The sequence below is a fragment of the Streptomyces sp. NPDC000229 genome, from assembly GCF_040300825.1.
In the GTDB taxonomy this organism is placed as follows: Bacteria; Actinomycetota; Actinomycetes; order Streptomycetales; family Streptomycetaceae; genus Streptomyces.
Genome location: NZ_JBEPEL010000004.1, coordinates 15,780 through 34,682 on the forward strand (window position 1 = coordinate 15,780; position 18,903 = coordinate 34,682).

General features: G+C 72.9%; 19 protein-coding genes and 2 pseudogenes. 7 read left to right on the forward strand and 14 right to left on the reverse strand.

Going from position 1 to position 18,903, the window contains the following annotated elements; translation table 11 throughout:
* Positions 1-38: 38 nt before the first annotated feature.
* Positions 39-1,016 carry a LacI family DNA-binding transcriptional regulator gene (locus ABT360_RS03635; RefSeq protein WP_351810537.1) on the reverse strand — a complete coding sequence of 326 codons (978 nt, stop codon included), beginning with the start codon at positions 1,014-1,016 and terminating at the stop codon, positions 39-41.
* Between the two features lie 294 nt (positions 1,017-1,310).
* Between ABT360_RS03635 and ABT360_RS03640 the strand changes: the two genes are divergently transcribed.
* Entirely contained in the window at positions 1,311-2,270 is a 960-nt protein-coding gene (locus ABT360_RS03640) for an ROK family protein (protein WP_351810087.1), read from the forward strand.
* 7 nt (positions 2,271-2,277) lie between these two features.
* Here ABT360_RS03640 and ABT360_RS03645 read toward each other — a convergent pair whose 3' ends face one another.
* On the reverse strand, positions 2,278-2,532 hold the full coding sequence (locus ABT360_RS03645) for a hypothetical protein (protein WP_351810574.1): 255 nt from the start codon (positions 2,530-2,532) through the stop codon (positions 2,278-2,280).
* A gap of 229 nt (positions 2,533-2,761) precedes the next feature.
* On the opposite strand from ABT360_RS03645, the gene ABT360_RS03650 reads away from it, so the two are divergent.
* Entirely contained in the window at positions 2,762-3,802 is a 1,041-nt protein-coding gene (locus ABT360_RS03650) for an NUDIX domain-containing protein (protein WP_351810089.1), read from the forward strand.
* A gap of 197 nt (positions 3,803-3,999) precedes the next feature.
* Here the strand turns inward: ABT360_RS03650 and ABT360_RS03655 are convergent, their stop codons facing one another.
* Complete coding sequence (locus ABT360_RS03655; RefSeq protein WP_351810092.1) at positions 4,000-4,725, reverse strand: MBL fold metallo-hydrolase; 726 nt, start codon at positions 4,723-4,725, stop codon at positions 4,000-4,002.
* A 68-nt stretch (positions 4,726-4,793) separates the two neighbouring features.
* A complete protein-coding gene (locus ABT360_RS03660; RefSeq protein ID WP_351810095.1) occupies positions 4,794-6,179 on the reverse strand; it encodes a dipeptidase in 1,386 nt (461 codons plus the stop codon).
* Positions 6,180-6,368: 189 nt separating this feature from the next.
* Between ABT360_RS03660 and ABT360_RS03665 the strand changes: the two genes are divergently transcribed.
* Positions 6,369-7,586 carry a geranylgeranyl reductase family protein gene (locus tag ABT360_RS03665; RefSeq protein WP_351810098.1) on the forward strand — a complete coding sequence of 406 codons (1,218 nt, stop codon included), beginning with the start codon at positions 6,369-6,371 and terminating at the stop codon, positions 7,584-7,586.
* 62 nt (positions 7,587-7,648) lie between these two features.
* On the opposite strand, the pseudogene ABT360_RS03670 reads toward ABT360_RS03665, so the two are convergent.
* Both ABT360_RS03670 and ABT360_RS03675 read right to left on the reverse strand, forming a co-directional pair.
* Positions 7,649-7,774 (reverse strand): annotated as a pseudogene (locus tag ABT360_RS03670) (IS701 family transposase); the annotation flags it as partial.
* Between the two features lie 124 nt (positions 7,775-7,898).
* Positions 7,899-8,145: pseudogene (locus ABT360_RS03675) on the reverse strand (VOC family protein); the annotation flags it as partial.
* A gap of 702 nt (positions 8,146-8,847) precedes the next feature.
* On the opposite strand from ABT360_RS03675, the gene ABT360_RS03680 reads away from it, so the two are divergent.
* Both ABT360_RS03680 and ABT360_RS03685 read left to right on the forward strand, forming a co-directional pair.
* Complete coding sequence (locus ABT360_RS03680) at positions 8,848-9,666, forward strand: hypothetical protein (RefSeq protein WP_351810101.1); 819 nt, start codon at positions 8,848-8,850, stop codon at positions 9,664-9,666.
* 181 nt (positions 9,667-9,847) lie between these two features.
* Positions 9,848-10,213, forward strand: coding sequence for an antibiotic biosynthesis monooxygenase family protein (locus ABT360_RS03685; protein ID WP_351810103.1), 366 nt, complete (start codon positions 9,848-9,850; stop codon positions 10,211-10,213).
* A gap of 54 nt (positions 10,214-10,267) precedes the next feature.
* On the opposite strand, the gene ABT360_RS03695 is transcribed toward ABT360_RS03685, so the two are convergent.
* Together ABT360_RS03695 and ABT360_RS03700 are read right to left on the reverse strand one after the other, a co-directional pair.
* Positions 10,268-10,546 carry a DUF6332 family protein gene (locus tag ABT360_RS03695; protein WP_351810106.1) on the reverse strand — a complete coding sequence of 93 codons (279 nt, stop codon included), beginning with the start codon at positions 10,544-10,546 and terminating at the stop codon, positions 10,268-10,270.
* A gap of 73 nt (positions 10,547-10,619) precedes the next feature.
* Positions 10,620-12,152: an MFS transporter gene (locus ABT360_RS03700; RefSeq protein WP_351810109.1), complete on the reverse strand. Its 1,533-nt coding sequence runs from the start codon at positions 12,150-12,152 to the stop codon at positions 10,620-10,622.
* Between the two features lie 87 nt (positions 12,153-12,239).
* Here ABT360_RS03700 and ABT360_RS03705 point away from each other — a divergent pair, with 87 nt between their 5' ends.
* Positions 12,240-12,653 (forward strand): MarR family winged helix-turn-helix transcriptional regulator, encoded by a 414-nt coding sequence (locus tag ABT360_RS03705; RefSeq protein WP_351810112.1) that lies wholly within the window; start codon positions 12,240-12,242, stop codon positions 12,651-12,653.
* Here the strand turns inward: ABT360_RS03705 and ABT360_RS03710 are convergent.
* The 4 genes from ABT360_RS03710 to ABT360_RS03725 form a co-directional block, all read right to left on the reverse strand.
* Positions 12,640-13,398 carry a maleylpyruvate isomerase family mycothiol-dependent enzyme gene (locus tag ABT360_RS03710; protein WP_351810115.1) on the reverse strand — a complete coding sequence of 253 codons (759 nt, stop codon included), beginning with the start codon at positions 13,396-13,398 and terminating at the stop codon, positions 12,640-12,642. The two genes, ABT360_RS03705 and ABT360_RS03710, sit on opposite strands and share 14 nt — an antisense overlap.
* Positions 13,399-13,446: 48 nt before the next feature.
* On the reverse strand, positions 13,447-14,679 hold the full coding sequence (locus ABT360_RS03715; protein ID WP_351810118.1) for an MFS transporter: 1,233 nt from the start codon (positions 14,677-14,679) through the stop codon (positions 13,447-13,449).
* Between the two features lie 92 nt (positions 14,680-14,771).
* Entirely contained in the window at positions 14,772-15,125 is a 354-nt protein-coding gene (locus ABT360_RS03720; protein WP_351810121.1) for a hypothetical protein, read from the reverse strand.
* Entirely contained in the window at positions 15,122-15,820 is a 699-nt protein-coding gene (locus ABT360_RS03725) for an endonuclease (RefSeq protein WP_351810123.1), read from the reverse strand. Before ABT360_RS03725 ends, ABT360_RS03720 begins: the two co-directional genes overlap by 4 nt.
* A 148-nt stretch (positions 15,821-15,968) precedes the next feature.
* On the opposite strand from ABT360_RS03725, the gene ABT360_RS03730 reads away from it, so the two are divergent.
* Positions 15,969-17,198: an ROK family protein gene (locus ABT360_RS03730; RefSeq protein ID WP_351810126.1), complete on the forward strand. Its 1,230-nt coding sequence runs from the start codon at positions 15,969-15,971 to the stop codon at positions 17,196-17,198.
* Positions 17,199-17,581: 383 nt separating this feature from the next.
* Here ABT360_RS03730 and ABT360_RS03735 read toward each other — a convergent pair whose 3' ends face one another.
* Complete coding sequence (locus ABT360_RS03735; protein WP_351810129.1) at positions 17,582-17,848, reverse strand: glutaredoxin domain-containing protein; 267 nt, start codon at positions 17,846-17,848, stop codon at positions 17,582-17,584.
* 413 nt (positions 17,849-18,261) lie between these two features.
* Positions 18,262-18,804 (reverse strand): ATP-binding protein, encoded by a 543-nt coding sequence (locus ABT360_RS03740; protein ID WP_351810132.1) that lies wholly within the window; start codon positions 18,802-18,804, stop codon positions 18,262-18,264.
* Positions 18,805-18,903 lie beyond the last annotated feature (99 nt).

Consider the following 18,903-nt stretch of genomic DNA (forward strand, 5'->3'; position numbering starts at 1 on the left):
GGGCCCGCACGGGCCTGCCCAGGCCCGTGCGGAGGGCGTCACGCCGGTGGGATCTCGCCCGAGCCGCGGGGGATCAGCACCGTGTCCAGGACGGTCCGCGCCGGGGCGTCGTCGAAGCCGTCCAGCCGGCGGAACAGCCGCTCCGCCGCCGTGCGCCCCAGCGCGGCGGCGTCCTGGGCGATGACCGTGATGCCCAGCAGGTCGGCGAGCTCGATGTCGTCGAAGCCGACGAACGCCACCGGCCGCTCGCGCCCGGCCAGTTCCCGTACGACGGTCACCGTCACCCGGTTGTTGCCCGCGAAGATCGCCGTGACCGGATCCGGGCCGGTGAGCATCGCGGCCGCCGCCTCCCGTACGCGCTCGGGTTCCGTCGAGCCCAGGGACACCCACGCGTCGTCCACCACCAGGTCCGCGTCCTCCATCGCCGCACGGTAGCCGCGCAGCCGCTCCACGGCGGTGTGGATGCGCGGTTGGTCGCCGATGAACCCGATCCGGCGGTGCCCGTGCGCGATCAGGTGCGCCACGCCCGCGTGGGCGCCGCCGTAACTGTCGGACAGCACCACGTCCGCGTCGATCCGCCCGGCGGGGCGGTCCACGAAGACCGTCGCGATGCCCGCCCTCATCTCCGGCTCGAGGTAGCGGTGGTCGCTGCCGGCCGGGATCACGATCAGCCCGTCGACGCGGCGCGCGCACAGCGCCAGCGCCAGTTCCTGCTCACGGTCCGGGTCCTCGGCGCTGGAGCCGTTGATGAGGAGCGCCCCGTGGGCCCGTGCGACCTCCTCCACGGCCCGGCTGAGCGGGCCGTAGAACGGGTCGGCGAGGTCCTCCAGCACCAGGCCGATGGAGGCGGTGCGGCCCTTGCGCAGCACCCGCGCGCTGTCGTTGCGGCGGAAGCCGAGCGCCTCGATGGCCTCCTGGACGCGGCGCTCGGTGTCGGGCGTGACGCCCGCCTCGCCGTTGACCACGCGGGAGACGGTCTTGAGCCCCACGCCCGCTCGGGCGGCCACGTCCTTCATGGTGGGCCGGTTGCCGTAGCGGTGGGCGGGGCGGCTGGCGGTCTCGGCCACGGGGCGCTGTCCTGTCGTTCGTCGTCCGGCGTGCGGGTGGGTGTGCAAGGCTGTGGCGTCGAGCATAGGCCCTGGACAACGTTGTCATCGCGGGGGAGACTGAGGTGGACCGTTCTTGAACCGCTCTTGAACGAGGTCTGAAAGCGCAGCTCCGCAAGGTCGCGCCCGCGCCCGTACGGCTCTGCGCCACGATGCTCCGGCACGCCTACGCACGCTCACGCTCTCACGGGGGATCCGACACCGATGCATTCCGACCTCGTCGCCGCTCTCGACATCGGCGGCACCAAGATCGCCGGCGCACTGGTGGACGGCGGCGGCCGCATGCTGCTGAGGGTGCAGCGGCCGACCCCGGCGAGGGAGGATGCCGAGACGGTGATGGGCGCCGTCGAGGCGGTCCTGGCCGAGCTCGCGACGTCACCGCTGTGGCGGGGCGTCGGCGCCGTCGGTATCGGCAGCGCGGGCCCCGTGGACGCCTCGGCGGGCACGGTCAGCCCCGTCAACGTACCCGGCTGGCGCGGCTACCCCGTGGTCGATCGGGTGCGCCGGGCGACCGGCGGTCTGCCGGTGGAGCTGGTCGGCGACGGGGTGGCGATGACGGCGGCCGAACACTGGCAGGGCGCCGCCCGCGGTTACGACAACGCGCTGTGCATGGTGGTCTCCACCGGAGTCGGCGGCGGGCTGGTACTGGGGAGCCGCCTGCACGCCGGCCCCACCGGCAACGCCGGTCACATCGGCCACATCAGCGTCGACCTGGACGGCGATCCGTGCCCGTGCGGGTCGCGCGGCTGCGTCGAGCGGATCGCCAGCGGCCCCAACATCGCCCGCCGCGCCCTGGAGAACGGCTGGCGCCCCGGGCCGGACGGTGACACCTCGGCCGCCGCCGTGGCGGCGGCGGCCCGGGTCGGGGACCCGATCGCCGCGGCGTCCTTCGAGCGCGCCGCCCGGGCGCTCGCCGCCGGGATAGCCGCCACGGCGACGCTCGTCGAGATCGACATCGCGGTGATCGGCGGAGGAGTCGCGGGCGCCGGTGACGTCCTGTTCGCCCCGCTTCGGCGGTCCCTGCGCGACTACGCCACGCTCTCCTTCGTCCAGCGGCTCACGGTCGCCCCGGCGCTCACCGGCAGCGACGCCGGCCTCCTCGGCGCGGCGGCAGCGGCGGCCCCGGCCCAGCGCGGCACGGCGGCGGTCACCTTCACCGGCTGACCCGCCGTCAGCGCGCGGCGGCGTGGGCGCGGGTCCCGGGCGTACGGGACCGCGGTGCGCGGTTCTCGGCCGTACAGACCTGTGACGTACGACCCTGTGGCGTACGGGGCTGCGGGATGATCACCAGGAACGCGTCCGCCTCGATGTCCATGACGACCTCCGCCGCCAGGCCCTCGTCCCGGCGGGCCTGGGCGAACTCCTCCGCCGGCCACGAGCCTCGCGGGCCTCCCGCCGGGAACCTCTCCAACACCGTGCGTGCCATCGCGCACCCCCTGTCCATCACCTGCTCCAACGACACCCCGGCCCGGTGTGTTACGGCCGTGCGGGCATCTCTTCGTACAGTGAGACGTTTCCGGTGCCCCGTCGGACGCGACGGAAGCGCAACAGCCCGGCCACAGTTCGGTGCGTGACCGGACACCCGCGTGCCCGGGCGGGTTTCCGTGGCAGGGTGTTGCGGGCAAGCCACTGGGGGCTACGGAGGAGGGGGAACCGTGATCGTCTGGATCAACGGTGCGTTCAGTGCCGGCAAGACCAGTGCCGCGCGCGAACTGATCGATCTGATCCCGAACAGCACCGTCTACGACCCCGAGATCATCGGCGGGGCGCTGCGCCACCTGCTGCCACAGAAACGGCTCGCCGAGGTGACCGACTACCAGGACCTGCCGATGTGGCGACGGATGGTCGTGGACGCCGCGGCCGCGATGCTCGCCGAGGTCGGCGGTGCACTGGTGGTGCCCATGACGCTGCTGCGCCAGGAGTACCGCGACGAGATATTCGGCGGGCTCGCCGCCCGCCGCATCGCCGTGCACCATGTGCTGCTGGCACCGGACGAAACGATACTGCGCAGCCGTATCGCCGCTCGTGAGGAGTTCGAGAACGACCCGGAGGGCAACGAGCGGATACGGCAGTGGGCGTACGACCACATCGAGCCGTACCGCACGGCCCTCGGTGGCTGGCTGTCCACCGACGCCTACGCCGTCGACAACAGCCGCCTCACCCCCGCCGAGACCGCGCGGACCATCGCGGACGCGATACGCACCGGGGCGGCGCGAGGGTGCGGGATCGTCCAGACGCCGGAACCGACCGGAGAGACCCTCGCCGCCGGCGTCCTCCTCTTCGACGAGCAGGACCGCGTGCTGCTCGTCGACCCCACCTACAAGCCCGGCTGGGAGTTCCCCGGCGGAGTCGTCGAACGCGGTGAGCCGCCGGCCCGCGCCGGGATGCGGGAGGTGGCCGAGGAGACAGGGCTCGAACTGGGCACCGTACCCAAGCTGCTGGTCGTCGACTGGGAACCTCCCCGGCCGCCCGGCTACGGCGGCCTCCGGCTCCTCTTCGACGGCGGCCGGCTCACCGCCGCCCAGACCCGGAGCGTCCTGCTGCCGGGCGCCGAACTGCGCGGCTGGCGGTTCGTCACCGAGGGCGAGGCGTCCGGGATGCTGCCCCCGAACCGGTTCGAACGGCTCCGCTGGGCGCTGCGTGCGCGTGAACGCGGCACCGTCCTGAACCTGGAGGCGGGTGTCCCGGTCGGCTGACGGTGGGGGTCGTCGCGCCTGCCGCGCCTGCCGCGCCTGCCGCGACGCGGTGCGGTGCGGTGCGGACGGAGGGCCCGGTGTGTCGGCCGACGCCGCGGCCGACACACCCGATCCACCGCGCGGCCCACCGCGTGCTGCGTCCGGCCCGGACGTCCGTCGGCTCGGCCGTCCGTCGGTCCCACGTCTGTACGGCCCTGCTACGTCCGTACGTCGGAGGCGGCGGCGTCCCGGTCCGCCGCCGCCTCCAGCGCGGCCGCCGCGTCCTCCGTCAGCGGGTCGCCGTGCCCGAAGCACACCGTCCGCGGTGCCAGCCCGGCCAGCTGCCGCATGGACGCCTTGGCCCGCTCGCGGTCCACGTGGAAGACACCCAGCGCCACACGCCCCACCGACGCCACCGTGTCCCCCGTGAACAGCACACCGTGCCGCGGCAGATGCACCGCGATCGAACCGTCCGTGTGCCCCGGCGTGTGCACCACCCGCGCCCCGTCGCCGAAAGCGAGCTCGTCCCCGTCCGCGACCTCCCGGTCCACCCGCGTCGGCGGCGCCACCGGAACCGTCAGCCCGTGCTCGTACAGCGGAGCCTCCCAGTCGAGCAGGACCGGGTCGGGGACCGGCGCCTCGCCCCGGACGACCGGCGCGTCCAGGACGTGCGCCAGCACCTCGGCGCCGTACCGCTCCGCCAGTTCCCCCGCCGCGCCCACATGGTCCCGGTGGCAGTGAGTGAGCACGATCCGGCGCAGGCTCTCCGGGCGGAGGCCCCGGCTCCGTAGCGCCGCCTCGACCTGCGGCGCCGCGCCCGGCCAGCCCGCGTCGATCAGCGTCAGGTCGTCGTCCCCGTCCGCCCACACGTACGCCTGCCCGATCGGGAAGCGCAGCATGAGCAGCCGGGGCCGTACCTCGATGACATCCACATTCATGGTCATGCGGCGAACGTACGCACCGGCACGCGCCCGCCGCCGCCCACTCTGCTGTGCGCAGATTCGCTGTCGGCTCAATCCCGCCCGGCCGCCGCGTAGTTCACCAGGAACAGCGCCTCCGCGACCGACATGCGCTCCAGCTCGTCCGGCGACACGCTCTCGTTCACCGCGTGGATCTGCGCCTCCGGCTCGCTCAGCCCGATCAGCAGGATCTCCGCGTCGGGGTAGAGCGCGGCCAGTGTGTTGCACAGCGGGATCGACCCGCCCATGCCCGCCACCTGCATCTCCTGGCCCGGGTACGCCACCCGCAGCGCCTCGGCCATCGAGGTGTACGCGGGACTCGTCACATCCGCCTGGAACGGCTGGCCCTGCCCCACCTGCTCCACCGAGACCCGGGCGCCCCACGGGGTGTGCGCCTCCAGGTGGGCGGCCAGCAGCTTCGTCGCCTCGGCGGCGTCCTGGCCCGGCGGCACCCGCAGGCTGATCTGGGCGCGTGCGGTCGCGTGGACGGACGCGGTGGCGCCGACGACAGGCGGGCAGTCGATGCCGATGACCGTCACGGCCGGGCGGGCCCACAGCCGGTCGCCGACCGAGCCGTGGCCGATCAGGCCCACGCCGTCGAGCACCTTGGCGTCCTTGCGGAAGTCCTCCTCCGGGTACTGGAGGCCCTCCCACTCACCCCCGGCCTCCAGCCCGTCGACCGTCGTCGAACCGTCCTCCGCGCGCAGCGAGTCCAGTGCGCGGATGAGCGCGGCGAGCGCGTCCGGAGCGGCCCCGCCGAAGAGGCCCGAGTGCAGGTTGCCCTGGAGGGTGTCCACGGTGACGCGCACCATCGTCATCCCGCGCAGCGTCGCCGTGACGGTCGGCAGACCCGCCCGGAAGTTCCCGGCGTCGCCGATCACGATCGCGTCCGCCGCCAGCAGCTCCGGGTGCGCCTCCGCGTACCGCTCCAGGCCGCCCGTGCCCTGCTCCTCCGAGCCCTCGGCAATGACCTTGACGCCCACCGGGATCCCGCCGTTCGCCTTCAGGGCGCGCAGTGCGAGCAGGTGCATGATGAAGCCGCCCTTGCAGTCGGCGGCGCCGCGCCCGTACCAGCGGCCGTCCTCGCGCTCGGTCAGCTCGAACGGCGGGGTGTCCCAGCCGGCCAGGTCGAGCGGGGGCTGCACGTCGTAGTGGGCGTAGAGCAGCACGGTCGGCGCGCCCTCGGGGCCGGGCAGGTAGCCGTACACGGACTGCGAACCGTCCGGGGTGTCGAACACCGACACGTCCTGGAAGTCCTCCGCCCGCAGCGCGTCCGCCACCCAGGCCGCCGCCGCCCGGCACTCGCTCGGCGGGAACTGCGCCGGGTCCGCCACCGACCGGAACGCCACGAGCTCCGTGAGCTCCGCCTTCGCGCGGGGCATCAGGGAGGCGACGGTCTCGGCGATCGGGGGGACCGGCCGGGTCGGCTGGGCGGTCATGGGCACGCTCCTGGTGGGTGCGACGTCAAGACTGGCGTTGCGTGTTGTTGCACGGCGAACGCGGGTCCGATCCTCCCACAGCGGGTACGGGCGGCCCGCGCCGTAGGATGCGATCACAGGCATGGGCCAATAGGTCGGGATCAGTCAGGACCAGTCCGGACCAGTCGGGATCAGGAGCAGAAGCACATCGTGAGCAGCGAGAACGCAGACGCCGGTAACGCATACTCCGCGCCGGTGTGGGATGTCGTCGTGGTCGGCGCGGGGCCGGCGGGAGCGTCCGCGGCGTACGCGGCGGCCGTCGCGGGCCGTCGGGTGCTGCTGTTGGAGAAGGCGGACCTGCCGCGCTACAAGACATGCGGCGGTGGCATCATCGGCCCGTCGCGCGACGCCCTGCCGCCCGGCTTCGAGCTGCCCTTGCAGGACCGGGTGCACGCGGTCACCTTCTCGTTGAACGGCCGTTTCACCCGGACGCGCCGCTCGAAGCGGATGCTGTTCGGGCTGGTCAACCGCCCCGAGTTCGACGCGGGCCTGGTCGAGCAGGCGCAGAAGGCCGGCGCCGAGGTGCGCACGGGCGTGACGGTGTCACGCGTCGAGCAGCACGGCACGGCGGTGCCGGACCGGCGTACGGTCGCGGTCGTGCTGGCCGACGGGGAGGTCGTGCTCGCCCGGGCGGTCGTGGGCGCGGACGGCAGTGCCAGCCGGATAGGAGCGCATGTCGGGGTGAAGCTGGACCAGGTCGACCTCGGCCTGGAGGTGGAGATCCCGGTTCCGGAGACGGTCGCGGAGGACTGGGCGGGGCGGGTGCTCATCGACTGGGGACCGATGCCCGGCAGCTACGGCTGGGTGTTCCCCAAGGGCGACACGCTGACCGTGGGCGTGATCTCGGCGCGGGGCGAGGGGTCGGCCACCAAGCGGTACCTGGAGGACTTCATCGCCCGGCTCGGGCTCGCCGGGTTCGAGCCGGCCATCTCGTCGGGGCACCTCACGCGGTGCCGCAGCGACGACTCGCCGCTGTCGCGCGGCCGGGTGCTGGTGTGCGGTGACGCAGCGGGGCTGCTGGAGCCGTGGACCCGCGAGGGCATTTCCTTCGCGCTGCGCTCCGGGCGGCTGGCGGGGGAGTGGGCGGTACGGATCGCCGAGGCCAACGACGCCGTGGACGCGCGGCGCCAGGCGCTGAACTACGCGTTCGCCATCAAGGCGGGGCTGGGGGTGGAGATGGCGGTCGGGCGCCGGATGCTCGCCCTGTTCGAGAAGCGGCCGGGCCTGCTCCACGCGACGATCACCGGCTTCCGCCCGGCATGGCGCGCGTTCACCGACATCACCCGGGGCGTCACGACCCTGGGCGGCCTCGTCCGCAGCTCGTCCGTCGCCCGCCGGGCCATCGACGCCCTGGACCGGCGGCTGTAGCGGCAGGCACGGGCCGCTCCGTGCCGCGTACGGCCCGGGCCGCCGCGTCCGTGCAGGCCGGCCTCCCCAGCCCATTCCGCGATCGTCCAGCAGTTCTTGCGCGGCAGGCCCGACAGCGGGCCGAGCACCAACCACCCGGCCCGTAGTTGGGGTTCGTACCGGGTGAACCGCTGCGCGATCCGGCTCATGGCCACCACGAACGCCTCCAGCCATCGGGCGGGATCCACGCTGTGGCCTGCGGCCGCCGTCTCATTGTCAGTCCACACAACTCACGATGATCAACGGTGGCCGCACCCCTGCGGTGTCTCCGCGTCAGTCTCGGACGAGACGGAACGGGTGACCTGCCGGATCCGCGAAGATGCGCCAACTCCGCTTCCCGTCCCCCTCGTCGAGCGAGGCGCCCGGATGGAGGACGTCTCCCCTGAGCTCGGTTCAGGTCCTTGACGCCCAGGTCGAGGTGGAACTGCTGGGGCCCAGCGGGGTCCGGCCACCGTGATGGCTGATGATCTTCCACCCGCTGGAAGGCCGACACGAGCCCGTCGGTGTGAAGCGTCGCCCAGCTGCCGGGGTCTCCAGCAGCGCGACGATGGTGACCGGTTGCCGGCAGTGCGGACAGTTCCGGGTCGTGGTCGGCTCCAACGGGTCCCGTTACGGGTCCGGTTGGCGTGATGAGGGTCGGCTGACGGGCCTGGGCTGTGGTGGCAGCTCCGGCAGTGAGGGCAGGCTTGCGGCCTCGCCAAGCCGATGGGCCCGATCTTCGTCGCGAGCCTGGTCGCGTCTGAGTTCCACATCCTTGCGGCAGGTCGGGCGGTTGGTCTCCTTGCAGGTGGGTGAGCAAAGGAACTGGCGGCTGGTGGCGGTGGCGACGGTGAAGAGGGTCTGGCAGACCGGGCAGCGGCGGGCCATCTCGGACGTGACCTCGGTGGTGTCGGGGTGTTGTCAGGAGGCAAGACAGGTCCTGGCCCAGAGACCAGCCGGAAAGTAGGTCTCCGCCGCTATCTGCCTGTTCCTGAAGGCGGCATGCCAGGTCGCAGCGACAGCCGGGGATCCGGTGATGTCAGCCCGCATGGGGGCAGACGTTGCGCGTGCCGGACGCCCGCGGCGCATGGAGTGCCCGGTGCAGCGGGGCCGCGCGCGGCGCAGGGCCGGTGGTTATGCTGCGGCAATCTGGCTGTGACCAGGGGCAGCGCTGGAGTCTGTTGGGGGGCACATGACGAGGCTGACTGGGTGGCTCACGCTGCTCTGTGCATACGTTGCGATCGTGCTGGGTCTCGTTCCGTGGCTGTTCCTGCCGCCCAAGTGGCCGCTGTTGATCGCGTCGGGGGCTGCCGTGTTCTTTTCCTGCTGCTGGGTGGCCGCGTCCTGGAAGACCCGTCCACGGGCGATGGTCGGTCTGGTGAAGCATCAGCCGGAGAAGCGGAAGCCGTCGCGAGCACTGCGCTGGGTGCTCGGTTTCGCTCTCGCGTTGAGCAGCGGTGCCGCGCTGTGCCAGGCGATCGGGCCGGACGGCGAGACGGCTGAGTGGACCGCCGAGGTGCTGAAGGCGGGTGGCGGTCCGCGTGCCGTGTCCATCGATCGGGTTGTCAGCGAGCCGCAGACCACCGGCGTCAACATCAATGACGAGGACGAGTACGCGGCCACCGTGGTCGTCACCCTCGACTACCCGGGAGGCCGCCGTGCGGTCACGGTGAAGGGCGCTCGTACGGCGGGGGAGCCGAAGCCGGGTGACACGACCCATGTGATGTACGCCCCGAGGAGCCCGGAGTTGGGCGTGCGCGACAATCCCGCCGGGTTCTTCGACACCGGCTTCTACCTCATCTTCATCTGGGCCTGGACGCTCGTGGTCGCCTTCGGCACGGTCGGGTATCTGGACATCGACGATGTGGCATGGCTACGACGGTTCCGGCCGATCATCCACGTGCCCGCCTTCGCGATCCTCATCTGTGGCGCGGCGCTGCTACTCCCCACCGCGCTCGGCTACCCGTCAACGCTCCACGGCTGGCTGCTGGCAGTCGCTGCCGCGGCGACGCCATGGCTCGCCGTGACGTGGATCGTCCGAGCCCGTTGGCACGCCGCATAGACGCTGGAGCGTTTGCGGGAGGCGTGACGACCTGGCTCCCGGCCACCGGCCTGCAGCCGTTCCTCGTCCCGGTGTCCGCCGTTCTCCGACTCACCGCGGTGCGCGACAGGTTCTGGCCATCGGCTTGCCCGGTCGGTGCCGAACCGGCCGGGCAGCGCCATCCCCATTCCTGGAGCTCTCCATGACCACAGACAGCCGGCCCGAGAACGCACCGGGCTCCTCCGTCACCTTCATCAACGTCTTCGAGATAGCCGCCGATCAGGTGGACGCGTTCGTCGCCCAGTGGGAGCGTCGCGCCGCGCTCATGAGCGCCAAGCCCGGTTTCCTCGACTCCCGCCTGCACCGGGCGCGTTCCTCCGAGACCAGGTTCCAGCTCGTCAACGTCTCCCACTGGGAGACCCGGGAGGCGTGGGAGGCCGCCACCGCGGACACCGAATTCCAGGAGCGCACCCGAGCCGCGCGCGAGGACGCGCGGACCCCGATCACACCGAACCCGGGCCTGTACGACGTCGCTGTGCAGTTCACCGCCACGGCGGAGCGCGGGTAGCTCCAGGGCGGCGAAGCCTGGCGCCCGCGACCGCGCCCAACTCGTCGTGCCGGCCTACGAGTCGGGGCTGGTACGCCCCGGCCGGCTCGGCTGAGCACCCGGCCCGTCCCCGAACCGCCACAGCACCCGCACCACGCGCGTCACGAACCCCAGACCCGCCACGGTGGCGGCCACCACGGCCACGCCCCGCGCCGCGCCGCCCTCCAGGTCCAGCACGAGCACGGGCGCGGCGCACAGGACGAACAGCCCCACCGCGAGGAACGCCGCCGTCACCAGCGCGTACCCGATCTCGACGGTCATGGCGTCCCGTTGGGCCTGCGTTCGATTTCCCATGGGCCGAGTGTCACAAGCATGCGGCCGGTGGGCAAGGACATCGCCCACCGGCCGCACGCCGCGCCTCGACAGGTCAGTCCCGTACGCCGACGGGCTCGCCCTGCTCCGCCGAAACCGTGGCCGCACCGGTCGACTTGGCGACCACGACCGACGGCTGCGCCGTACGCGTACGGCGGTCGCCGCGCAGACCGGTGAGGGTGATCAGCAGCCCGGCGAGCGCGATGGCGGTCACCACGACGAGACCCGGCCGGAAGCTGTCCAGGACCGCCTGCGGGGACGCGGCGGGGCCGCCTTCATGGCCGCCCGCCGTGATCACGGCGGTCACGACGGCGAGGAAGATCGCGCCCCCCACCTGGATGGAGGTGTTGAGCAGCCCGGACACCATGCCCTGCTCGTCGTCGTCCACGCCGTTGGTGGCCTGGATGTTGAGCGAGGGGAAGGTCAGGGCGCAGGCCGCGCCGAGGAGCAGCATCGCGGGGAGGATGACGGCAGCGTAACGCGGGGTCAGATCGACCTGGAGGAAGATTGCGTACGCGAGGACCAGAAGGGTGAACCCGGTCGCGATCACTCGCGGTGTACCGAACCGGTCCACCACGTCACCGATCTTGGTGGAGGAGAGCGCCACCAGCACACCGGCCGGCAGGAAGGCGAGCGCGGTCTGGAGCGCGCTCCAGCCGAGCAGCGACTGCATGTACTGCGTGACGATGAACTGGAAGGCGACGTACGAACCGAAGAACGCGGCGGCGCCGAGCTGGGCGCGCAGTTGCGTCCCCGACCGGAGCACGCCGAGCCGCAGCAGCGGGCTCGCGCTGCGCCGCTCGATGGTCACGAAGGCGGCGAGCAGCACGGCGGTGGCGAGGAACGACAGCAGCGTACGGGCGGAGGCCCAGCCCGCCTCGGGCGCCTGGACGACGGTGAACACCAGCAGCAGCATGCTGGCGGTGCCGGTGACGGCGCCCGGCACGTCGTAGCCGCCGCGCGTCTCCTCGCGGGCGCTGTGCGGGATCAGCTTCAGGCCGGCGACCAGGGCGATGAGTGCGATGGGCGCGGGCAGCAGCATGGTCCAGCGCCAGCTCAGTTCGGTGAGCAGTCCGGAGAGCACCAGGCCCATGGAGAAGCCGGTGGCGGCGCAGGTGGTGTAGATCGACAGGGCCCGGTTGCGCTGCGGGCCCTCCTTGAACGTGGTGGTGATGATCGAGAGGCCGGCGGGCGCGGTGAACGCGGCGCTCAGGCCCTTGATGAAGCGGCTCGCGATCAGCAGCGGGCCGGAGTCGACGAGCCCACCGAGCAGGGAGGCGAGCGCGAAGACGGCCAGTGCGATCAGGAAGACGCGGCGGCGGCCGAGGAGGTCGGCCGCGCGGCCGCCGAGCAGCAGGAGACCGCCGTAACCGAGGATGTAGCCGCTGACGATCCACTGCAGGGTGGCGGTGGACAGGCCGAGGTCGGTGGCGATGGACGGCAGGGCGACGCCGACCATCGAGACGTCGAGGGCGTCGAGGAACATGGCGGCGCACAGCACCAGCAGGGTGCCCCACAGGCGGGGGCTCCAGCGGTCCTCCGTGGCCGAACCCACGGCAGGGGAAGGGGCGTTGAGCGGAGAGGTCATGCACAGCACAGTACATGCACATGCATTGGATGCAAGCGCATTTAATTCCTGTGCAACAAATGGCGTCTTCCCTGCTAACGTGGCTCCATGGCTGTGAAGAAGTCCGAGCACGCGCTCGTGGAACAGTGGCGTGACGTGCTCGCCCTGCACGCCCGCACGATGTGCGAACTGGACCGCGCGCTGCACCGGCACGGGCTCGGTGCCAGCGACTTCGAGGTCCTCGACGTGCTCGCCGAGGGGGTGGCGGAGGACGGCGGCTGCGCGTACCGCGTCCAGGAGCTCGCCTCCCGGGTCCACCTCAGCCAGAGCGCCCTGTCGCGGCTGATCGCGCGGCTGGAGAAGGACGGGCTGGTGACCCGCGGCATGTGCAGTGAGGACCGGCGCGGGGTACGCGTGGCCCTGACCGACGCGGGCCGGGCCCGGCACGCCGAGGTGCAGCCCCTTCAGCGTGCCGTCCTCCGCCGCATGCTCGCCGCGGAGCCGGGCGCTACGACCAGGTGACGGCGGACGTCTCCCGCCACAGCCGTGCCAGCCGCTCGTCCCCGGACACCGTGACGGTCGTGGCGTCGGCCGGCGGCCGGTTCCACAGCGTCAGGTACAACTGCGCGGCGCGCCCACTCAGTTCGCAGTCCGCGGGCCCCTCGGCCGTCCGCTCCACACGCGGCGCCTGATCCGACAGCCGTACGCTCCACACGTCGCCGGTGTCCGTCGCCCGTACGCGCAGGACGCCCGGCTCCGGGGTCCGCACCCGGCTCTTCTCCCGGGCGTGCATGCCGCACAGCAGCTCGTCGATCCCGTCGGCGGCGAACGCGGGCTCCGGCTCCGGCGTCCGAGCCGCTCCCGGCCCCAGCGCCGCCTGCGCGTCGACCCGGTGCACGGCGGTTTCGTGCGCCTGGCGCCGCGCCCAGAACGCCCGCGGCGAGGGCGCCGGAAGGAACGCCCAGCACTCCAGGGTGTCGGGGGCCTCGGTCAGTGCGGTGACCAGCCGGCCGTGGCCCTCCCGGAACCAGTCGAGCAGTTCCCCGCCGTCGAGGTCGGGTTCGCCCGCCGCCGGCTGGTAGGAGGTGTACCCCTCCGTCACGAAAGCGGTGGCCCACCGGTGCACCATGCCCGTGTGCCGCAGCAGGTCCCGTACCTGCCAGCCGGGACACGTCGGGACCGGCGCGCCGGTTCCCGCCCGCTCGGCCGTGTCGGCGAGCAACTGGCCCTCGATGGCCAGGTACTTGATGTGCTCAGTGATCTCCATGTCGCGATTCTGTCAGTGCGGCACCCGCAACGGTATGGCCGGAAGCGGTCACGGCCGCCGCCCCGTCGCCGTGGCGTCGCGTGCCGCGTACCCGATCAGGGCCGCGCCTCCCGCCAGTACGGCAACGGTCGTCAGTGCGACCGGCAGCGAGAACCAGTCGGCGAGGAACCCGATCGTGGGCGGCCCGAGCAGCATCCCTCCGTAGCCGAGCGTGGAGGCGGCCGCCACTCCGGCGGGACCTGCCACGGCGCCCGCCCTGGCGACGGCGACGGGGAAGATGTTCGCCAGGCCCAGCCCCGTCACGGCGAACCCGAGCAGCGCGAGCCACACCGTGGGCGCCAACGCGCCCAGCAGCATGCCGGTGGCCGCGGTCGCCCCGCCCGCCACCAAGGTGCGGGTCTGCCCGAGCCGCTCCAGCATCGCCGTGCCGGAGAGGCGTCCGGCGGTCATGGTGAGGGCGAACACCGAGTAACCGGCGGCCGCCACACCGGGGTGCGTGTGCAGGTCCTGCTCCAGGTGGAGCGCCCCCCAGTCGGCCAGCGCGCCCTCTCCGTACGCCGTGCACAGCGCGATCACCCCGAAGACGGTCACGAGCCTGCGCGACCGGCCGTCGAGGCGGCCGCCCGGCGCCCGCCCCTCGGCGGGCACCGCCTCCGGCGTGGCGGGGGAGGGGTGGCGCAGGAGTACGGGGCCGGCGACCGCCGTCAGCACGAGGCCCGCGACCGTGAGGCCGAGGAGGTGCGCGGTGGGCGAGAGGCCGCCCGCGACCAGGCCGCCGAGCCCGGCACCGACCATGCCGCCGAGGCTGAACGCGGCATGGAAGCTGGGCATCACCGGGCGGCGCAGCGCGGCCACCAGATCGACGGCGGCACTGTTCATGGCCACGTTGATGCCGCCGTACCCGGTGCCGAAGACCAGCAGCACCAGGCCCAGCGCGAGCGCCGAGTGGGTGAGCGGAGGGAGCGCGATGCTCAGGCTGAGCAGCACCGCCGAGGCGACCGTCACCGGGTGGCTGCCGAAGCGCCGGCACAGCCGGCCCGTGAGCGTCATCGTCACGACCGCCCCGGCCGATACGCCGAGGAGGGCGAGCCCGAGGTCGCCGGCGGAGGCTCCGGTCTGCTGCTTGATGGCCGGGATACGGACCACCCAGCCGGCGAACAGGAAGCCGTCGAGGGCGAAGAACAAGGTCAGGGCGGTGCGGAGGCGGGTCAGGGAGCGCTCGGCGGGGTGTCCGCCGGATCCCCCGGGAACGGACGTCCGTAGTTTGTTTAGTAGCGGCACAAACTCAGGATAGGGGTCCGGGGCGGCAGCCATCAACCGCCGGGCCGGCGTGGTTCGCCAGGGCGCCCGGCGGTTCTCGGGCAACGACGGTGTCAGCCGGTGCGGTTGCCCTTCGGCTTGCCCCGCTGGTCCGGTGTACCGTGCGGCGGCGGGCTCATGGGCTCCGGTGACGTGGCGGGCGTCACGGGCGAGCCACCGTGGCCGCGACCGGCCGTCTCGGGCTTGAAGGCGGCGGGGTTGCCACCGGACAGGGGGGCTCCGGCGTCCAGTTGCCGCTTCCGCGCCGTCAGCACCTGCACGACCATGGCGCGGTCGGCGTGCTCATGCTCGTAGTGCAGCAACTGGTCGAGCTCCGGGACGCTGAGCGACCGGATGCGGTGCTCCAGCGTGCCGACGGGCAGCTCGTCGTAATCGGGCAGCGGAAGTCCGCCGTGGTCGGTGGTCATCCGGATCCTCCCTGTGTCTCGTTGGCTGTCTCGTGGACCTCGTCGACGACGTGCTTGTCCAGCGCGGCACGCACCAGCGCGGCGGCCAGCGCGGGCAGTTCCTCCTTCCCGACCAGGCGGGCCAGCGTCTCCGGGTCCGCCGGGAGGCTCAGCCGCCTGGCTCCCTCCAGGGCCTTCTCGCCCAGGTACGGCGCCACCTCCGGCCACACTCCCTGCACCTCGCGCACGAAGATGTCCGCCCCGGCCGGGCCGATACCCGGCACCTCCTGGAGCAGCGTGCGGAGCTCCCGCACGTCACCGCCGGCCTTGTCGCGCAACCGCCGGAGATCGCCGCCATAGGTGTCGACCACCAGCTCCGCGGCCTTGCCCAGCTGGGTCGACGTCCTCTCGTCGTAGCGGCGGTAACCGCCCTCGCCGAGTGCGTCCACCCGCTGCTGCCACGTGGCGTCACGCATGTGCCGCGCGTCCCGCATCCCTGCGGCGAACAGGGCGCGGGCCGCCGCCACCGCGGTGTCGGCCCTGATCCGGGCGCTCAGCAGATGAGCCAGGACGAGGAGCTGGTACAGCGGCTGAGGGGTGTCCTTGAGGCGGATCCCGGCCGCCTCCGCGTATGTGCGGCCCTCCTTGTCGAGCAGGGCCCGGACCGTCGTCCCGCTGTCGCTGTGGGCGCGTGCGGCGTGTGCGGCGCGTGCCATGAAACCTCCCGGAACCGTGCGCGGCGAACCGTGCGCGACGAACCCTCCGCGCCCTCGGCGATCCTGCCGCCCGCAGTACCCGTCCACGAGGGGCCGAAACAGCACCGCCGGGCCGGACGGCCCGCTGGATCATGGGAGACTCGCCCCCATGAACGGCAAGGCGACCACGACCCGATCACCCCGGCTGGACAGAGGCCGCAGCGCGCTCGGCCCCGCGCTGGAGCTGGTGCACACCGGACGCGCCCCCACCCGTGCCGTCCTCACCGCCGAGCTCGGTGTCACCCGCGCCACGGCCGGTGCCGTCGCCGCCGAACTGGAAGCCCTCGGCCTCATCCGCGTCGACTCCCGCCCCGGCGCCGCCGCCGGTTCCCAGGGCCGGCCCTCGCACCGGCTCACGGTCGACGAGAACGGGCCCGTGGCGCTCGCCGCCCAGGTCCACGCCGACGGCTTCCGGGCCGCCCTCGTCGGCCTCGGCGGCCGCATCGTGGCCACGGCGCCCGGCTGCGTGACCGTCTCGGCCGACCCGGCGCAGGTCCTGGCCGCCGTCGTCGAGGCGGGCGCCGGGCTGCTGCGCGAGAGCGGGCGCCGCTGCGTGGGCGCCGGCCTCGCCGTGCCCTCCGCGGTGGCCGAGCCGGAGGGCACCGCCCTCAACCCGCTCCACCTCGCGTGGCCCGCCGGGGCGCCCGTCCGCGACATCTTCGCGGAGCTGGTCCGGGCGGCCGGTATCGGCGGCCCCGCCTTCACCGGCAACGACGTCAACCTCGCCGCCCTGGCCGAGCACCGGCACGGCGCGGGCCGCGGCGCCCAGCACCTGTTGTGCGTCGCCACCGGGCACCGCGGCGTCGGCGGCGCCCTCGTCCTCGACGGGCGCCTGCACACCGGCAGTTCCGGGCTCGCCCTCGAAGTCGGCCACCTCACCGTCAACCCCGAGGGACGGCCCTGTTATTGCGGCAGCCGCGGCTGTCTGGACGTCGAGGCCGACCCGCTCGCCTTCCTCACGGCCGCCGGCCGCGAACCCGGCCCCGAGGTCTCCCTGCTCCAGCAGAGCCGCGACCTGCTCCGCGACCACCCCGGCGACCCGGGGGTACGGGCGGCCACCGAGGAGCTCATCGACCGCCTCGGCCTGGGGCTGGCCGGCCTGGTCAACATCCTCAACCCCGACCGCATCATCCTCGGCGGCCTGCACCGCGAGCTCCTCGCCGCCGACCCCGAGCGGCTCCGCGCGGTGGTCGCCGACCGCAGCCTGTGGGGCCGCAGCGGCGGCGTACCCATCCTGGGCTGCACCCTGGACCACAACAGCCTCGCCGGCGCGGCCGAACTGGCCTGGCAACCGGTGCTGGACGACCCCCTCGCCGCCCTGGGCCGCCCGGCCGCGTAACCCGCTACGCGCGGTGCGGGGGCGCCGGCCGCGTATCCCGCCGACGCATGCGGAGCCGCCCGTATCGCGGGAGCTGTCTCCGCATCGCGCATGGCCGCCCGGGCCGGGTGAGCCGCCCGCCTCGCGCCGGGCCGCCCGTATCGCGCGCGGCTGCGCGGCCGTGCGTGGCTGCGCGTGCCGTGAAGTCCCCCGGTCATGCGATCCGCCCATGCCGCGCAGACGCGTAAGGCCGCCGCCGGCCAACGGTTCCCGCAACCGGGCCGACCGACGTGCCGTACATCGGCCGCGGCCGGGGGAGTTCATGCGCACGCCACCCGGGCGGACCGACGCGCCGGGTGCTCGGCATGGCGTACCCGATGCCGGTACCGGCCTGGCCGTCAGGGTCACAACAGGTGCGGGGCGTGCTCCTTGACCGCCTTCAGCAACCGCCGCAGCGACGGGTTCACCAGCACCGTCCCCGCCACGCTCACCGTCGGCACGGTCTCGTTGCCGTCGGCGACCGAGCGGACGAAAGCCGCTGCCTCGCGGTCCTTCCAGATGTTCACCTCGGTGTACCGCAGACCCGTGAAACGCAGTTGGAGACGCAGCTTCATGCAGAACGGGCAGCCGGGTCGCCAGTGGACGACCACATCCTCACGGTCCTCGCTCATGACTTCCCCCTCCGTCACGGGCGAGCTTACTCCGCTCGTCGTATGCGTACTGTCGCTGACCGTACGACGACGGGGGCACCCCTTCGGAGGCAGTCTCGGGAGCAACCGCAGACGACCACTCAGAAGGAGCTGACCGAGATGAAGCGCTCGCCCACGACGGCCCCGGCCCCTGGATCTTCTTCTTCCCGCTGCTCTGGGCCGCCGTGATCTTCTGGCGACGGCTCTCCGTCCTGGAGGAGCAGTTCGGACGTACCACCCCCGGCAAGGGGTGAGCCCCGGCCACGCACGGCGGCGTCGCCGCCCGCCGGCCCGGTAGGCACCGGCCCGGCAGATGCTCGCCGGGAGCGGCACCTTCAGCAGCGCACCGCTCGTCCCGGCCCAGTGCGCCAGGAGGCGCCCAGCGGCATCCTCCGTCAGCCCGCCACGGCCGGCCGGACGGCGGCTCGTTCGCGCACCGCGTCCGCCGCCTCGGCCAGGTCCCCGAAGGGCACGGTGCCGGTGAAAGGACCGCTGGTGGCCGCTCCGTACACGGGAAGAGGCGGTATCGGGAGGGGTGTGGACGACGGCGCCGGAAGGGTGAACCACACGACCTTCCCGGATTCGCCCTGCGGCCTGGCACCCCAGCTCTCGCTGACCGCCTCTATCAGGGCCAGGCCGCGGCCCGAAGTGGCCATCGGGCCGGACATGTTGACGGTGGGGAGGCGGGGGTCGTGGTCGTGGACCGAGACCGTCAGCCGGTCGAGCAGCAGCTCGATCTCGACGGTGCACACCTTGTCGGGCTGGGCGTGCTGGTGGACATTTGTCAGGAGCTCGGTGACACCGAGCGCGGCCTTCTCGATCAGACAATCGAGATTCCAGTAGCGCAACTGCGCCGAAACGATTCTGCGGACCTGACCGATCCGCGACGGCAGGGCTTGGAGCTCTACCGTGCACTGCCTGCTTGCCTGGCTGATCACGGCTGCGACTCCCCGAAATGAGGTCCGGAAGAAGACGGAGATCGGATCCAGTAGTTGGCTGGCTGTTGGTCCGGCGGGCTGGATCACAGCGTCACCGCC

Excerpts from the sequence above, each read along its gene's own strand:
- ABT360_RS03705 (WP_351810112.1), top strand. The coding sequence starts at position 12,240 with ATGGCTGTGAAGAAGTCCGAGCACGCGCTCGTGGAACAGTGGCGTGAC.
- ABT360_RS03720 (WP_351810121.1), bottom strand. The coding sequence starts at position 15,125 with ATGACCACCGACCACGGCGGACTTCCGCTGCCCGATTACGACGAGCTG.
- ABT360_RS03660 (WP_351810095.1), bottom strand. The coding sequence starts at position 6,179 with ATGACCGCCCAGCCGACCCGGCCGGTCCCCCCGATCGCCGAGACCGTC.
- ABT360_RS03695 (WP_351810106.1), bottom strand. The coding sequence starts at position 10,546 with ATGGGAAATCGAACGCAGGCCCAACGGGACGCCATGACCGTCGAGATC.
- ABT360_RS03710 (WP_351810115.1), bottom strand. The coding sequence starts at position 13,398 with ATGGAGATCACTGAGCACATCAAGTACCTGGCCATCGAGGGCCAGTTG.
- ABT360_RS03645 (WP_351810574.1), bottom strand. The coding sequence starts at position 2,532 with ATGGCACGCACGGTGTTGGAGAGGTTCCCGGCGGGAGGCCCGCGAGGC.
- ABT360_RS03735 (WP_351810129.1), bottom strand. The coding sequence starts at position 17,848 with ATGAGCGAGGACCGTGAGGATGTGGTCGTCCACTGGCGACCCGGCTGC.
- ABT360_RS03685 (WP_351810103.1), top strand. The coding sequence starts at position 9,848 with ATGACCACAGACAGCCGGCCCGAGAACGCACCGGGCTCCTCCGTCACC.
- ABT360_RS03700 (WP_351810109.1), bottom strand. The coding sequence starts at position 12,152 with ATGACCTCTCCGCTCAACGCCCCTTCCCCTGCCGTGGGTTCGGCCACG.
- ABT360_RS03730 (WP_351810126.1), top strand. The coding sequence starts at position 15,969 with ATGAACGGCAAGGCGACCACGACCCGATCACCCCGGCTGGACAGAGGC.
- ABT360_RS03655 (WP_351810092.1), bottom strand. The coding sequence starts at position 4,725 with ATGACCATGAATGTGGATGTCATCGAGGTACGGCCCCGGCTGCTCATG.
- ABT360_RS03640 (WP_351810087.1), top strand. The coding sequence starts at position 1,311 with ATGCATTCCGACCTCGTCGCCGCTCTCGACATCGGCGGCACCAAGATC.
- ABT360_RS03725 (WP_351810123.1), bottom strand. The coding sequence starts at position 15,820 with ATGGCACGCGCCGCACACGCCGCACGCGCCCACAGCGACAGCGGGACG.
- ABT360_RS03635 (WP_351810537.1), bottom strand. The coding sequence starts at position 1,016 with ATGAAGGACGTGGCCGCCCGAGCGGGCGTGGGGCTCAAGACCGTCTCC.